General features: G+C 67.2%; 3 protein-coding genes. All 3 read right to left on the bottom strand.

From position 1 onward, the window contains the following. Positions 1-1,255 (bottom strand): isochorismate synthase (locus tag I71_RS07585; protein ID WP_049975975.1); only part of this gene is annotated, 1,255 nt, incomplete at its 3' end. Positions 1,256-1,268: 13 nt separating this feature from the next. Next, positions 1,269-1,571 carry an isochorismate lyase gene (locus tag I71_RS07580; protein WP_042693433.1) on the bottom strand — a complete coding sequence of 101 codons (303 nt, stop codon included), beginning with the start codon at positions 1,569-1,571 and terminating at the stop codon, positions 1,269-1,271. 55 nt (positions 1,572-1,626) lie between these two features. After that, positions 1,627-2,259: thioesterase II family protein (locus I71_RS07575; protein ID WP_042693431.1), on the bottom strand; the 633-nt coding region annotated here is incomplete at its 5' end.

Here is a 2,259-nt window from a genome sequence, read left to right as displayed (position 1 = left end):
ACCGCAACGCGACCAAGAATTCGCCGTTTCCCTCGGTGTCGATCCATCCGACCGGGCTCGCGTACCACCCGCGGTCAAGTTGCTCGTGGCGGCGCAGGAAGTCGAGCGCCGTTTCCAGGGACACGCCCCCGACCGCGGGCGTCGGATGGAGCCTGCCGACCAGTTCGATCAGCGACGTACCGCCGCGCACCCTGCCGCCGAAGCGGGTCATCAGATGCTGGACACGCGGCAGCTTGTGCAGGGTTGGCGCCGCATCGATCTGAATCTCCGTGCAGCACGGCTCCAGTGCCCGGCGCAGCGTCTCGACGACCAGACGATGCTCCCGCCGATCCTTCGCGCTGCCCAGCAGCCGCTCCCCCTCGCGGCGGTCATCGTCGGGATCGGCGCCGCGGCCGATGCTGCCCGCAAGCGCCATCGTCTGGAACCTGTTGTTTTCCATGGTCAGAAGCGTTTCCGGCGTGGCCCCGGCAAAACAGGCTCCATGCCGTTGGAACGCGAAAATGCTCGCCTTGGGATTCGCCTCGCGAAGCCGATCCAGAACCGGTCCCGTCGGAATCGATGCCGAGAAGGTCATATCGACGGTTCGCGCCACGACCACCTTGTCCAGTTCCCCGCGCTCGATCGTCGAGACCGCCCGATCGACCAGTGCCGTCCAGGCCGGCCGATCCCCTGGTCTCTCATGCAGTTCCGGCACGACGCTTTCGATGGAATCCGGATGCGTGTCCAACACCCGCAGGCGGGACCATGCATCCAACAGCGCGGTGAGGCGGACTTCGACGTCCGTGGCGCGGTCGACCGCTTCGCTGATGACCGCTTGCCCCCGGCCCTGCCGCAGACGCAGGACGATGCGCGGCACACTCAGCACCGCATCGGGAAAGCCCCGCCACAAATCCGAAATCGGCCGTTGCGGGTCAAAGCGGAACCCGCCGAGGGCAACCGGCCCCTCCTCCCCGACCACAAAGGCGTTGGCCGCGACCAGCCGCCACGCCGCCGCGATTGCGGAAAACCTCTCCTCCCCCTGGGCCACGGCCTCCCATGCGACGTCCAGACCGACCATGCCGTGGTCCCCGGTGCCCAGCCAAAGGAAGGCCGGCAACCGCTTCGGACTCGACGCGAAGAGCGACGGCAGGTCGAACGCACACCGATCGACCGGCGCGCTCGCCGTGGCCAGCACCGTTTCGCCGTGCAGCTCCGCCTGCCGCCGCGCACCCTGCAGGGCTTCACGCAAACGGATCGCGAGACAATCGGACAGCATTGCGTATCCTCCGTCACGCGTCGCGCTTGGCGCGCCAATAGGCGGTCTGTGTCGCGATGTACCAATCCGCGATCATCGCGAACAAGCCCGCGACGAAGTCCGGCGGAAGGCCGGCCTCCACGGCCCAGCTCCGGCGTTCGACCATCATCGCCGCCACCCGCTCCGGCGCCGGGATGCTCTCCACCGTCGGTTTGAAAGCGGCGGCGGCATGGACGTAACGCAGGCGTTCGCCCAGCAGGATGACGATCTGCCGGTCGATGGTATCGATGCCCTTGCGGACATCCAGGAGATCCGCGCATTGCTCCGGACTCTTCATGCTCAACACTCCTTTATAGATCGCGCTTGGCCGGCAACGGCCTCCAAGCCCGGGATTACGGTGTGGACGGCCATCCGACGGAGGGAGGATGGCCGTCGGCGGCACAGCCCAGCTCGGCCAGGATCGCCGCCACCACGTCCCGCCAGCGCTCGACAAGGTAGAAATGGCCGCCGGCGAATTGGCGGATCGTCGTTCGGCCGTGGCTGTGACGCGCCCAGCCGCCGGCTTCGTCCAGGCTCACCTCGGTATCCGCATCCGCCAGCAGGACCGTCATCGGACAGAGCAGGCGCCCCATATCGACCGCCCGATAGGTTTCGATCGCCCGATAGTCGTTGCGAATGATCGGCAGCAGAAGCTCGCGGATTTCGGCGATGTCGAAGATTTCCATCGGCGTGGCGGCGAGCCGCCGGACCTCGTCCAGCAGAACCTCGTCGGATTGCCGGTGGAAATGCGTCGCGCGATGACGGTGCGGCGGCGTTTGACCGGAAAGGAAGAGATGGGTGACGGCAACGCCCGACCGTTCCAGCAGACGGGCCGTCTCGAAGGCCAGCGTCGCCCCCATGCTGTGCCCGAACAGTGCGATCCTGCCGCGCACGGCATTGCGCAGGGCATCCGCCGCCGCCTGTGCGAAATCGCCGATCTCCGGGACCGGCGCGTCGTCGATGCGGTCTTCGCGGCCTGGATACTG

It is taken from the genome of Azospirillum sp. B506, from assembly GCF_000333595.1.
Taxonomy (GTDB): Bacteria; Pseudomonadota; Alphaproteobacteria; order Azospirillales; family Azospirillaceae; genus Azospirillum.
Note: the sequence above shows the minus strand (reverse complement) of the source record. Positions and strands in the feature narration are given on the sequence as shown.

Excerpts from the sequence above, each read along its gene's own strand:
- I71_RS07580 (WP_042693433.1), bottom strand. The coding sequence starts at position 1,571 with ATGAAGAGTCCGGAGCAATGCGCGGATCTCCTGGATGTCCGCAAGGGC.